Below are 860 nucleotides of genomic sequence, written 5' to 3'. Positions count from 1 at the left end.
TTCGAGATCCCAATATCGTCAGTAAATATGACAAAAATATTGGGCTGGTCTTGAGCAGACCATACCGTGAGGGAAAAACTACTCAATACACACACAAAAAGTAGATGGAGAATCAATTTCATATAATATCCTTACGCTGTTTCAGATTGCTCTTTGTGAATCATTTTTATACCGACCAAACCAAAGCCGAGCTCCAGTAACAAATAAACGAATAGCAACCAATGCGGCATGCCATCCAACAACAAACTTAACGCGCGGCCGGCCGCTAGACCGATCATAAACACAACGAGGCTGTAGAGCGCAGGAAGACGATATTTCTGATTGAGTGCTCCGGCCGCCCAAAATAGCGCAAGCGCCATGTAAAGACCCATTACGGCACGAAAAATATGCGTTACGTTGACCGAGCCTGCATCAATTCCAAAAAGAAAATCGAGAGAAGTGGCCGGTGCATAACCGTAGGAAAGAGCAATAGGCGTCAAGCCGATTACCGCAACAATCAGAAAAATACTTTGTGGGGACATATCTACCCTCGAAAATCGCGTGAACTTTGAAACGAATATAGTCTGAAACCCCGATTATACAAGTGAGCCCCATGTAAAATTGATCAAAGATCGGTGCACTGGCAGTGCTCTAATTGAAAAGCTCTTTGATAAATGCAAGGCAGCTCGTTGATTCATGTTTTGGCCCCACCAACGAGTTTGTTTTACACGTAAAAGTCTGTAACAACAATTAGAAGGTTTTTACACGCGGCACGCGATATGCGTTGAGCCCTTCACGATTTTTTCGTTTGGCTATGAGGCCGCTTTGACAAAGATACTAACCTCTCAAGATCGGCTCAATCTGATTGGCTGGGTATAATC

Annotated in this window: 1 protein-coding gene; it reads right to left on the bottom strand. The window is 43.8% G+C overall.

Features of this window, described 5'->3' with window-relative positions:
- Positions 1 to 131: 131 nt before the first annotated feature.
- Entirely contained in the window at positions 132 to 521 is a 390-nt protein-coding gene (locus A3751_RS19590) for a DUF4345 domain-containing protein (RefSeq protein WP_068453337.1), read from the bottom strand.
- Between the last annotated feature and the right edge of the window lie 339 nt (positions 522 to 860).

The organism is Oleiphilus sp. HI0080 (assembly GCF_001635135.1).
This window is presented reverse-complemented; position numbering and strand designations above follow the sequence as displayed.

Excerpts from the sequence above, each read along its gene's own strand:
- A3751_RS19590 (WP_068453337.1), bottom strand. The coding sequence starts at position 521 with ATGTCCCCACAAAGTATTTTTCTGATTGTTGCGGTAATCGGCTTGACG.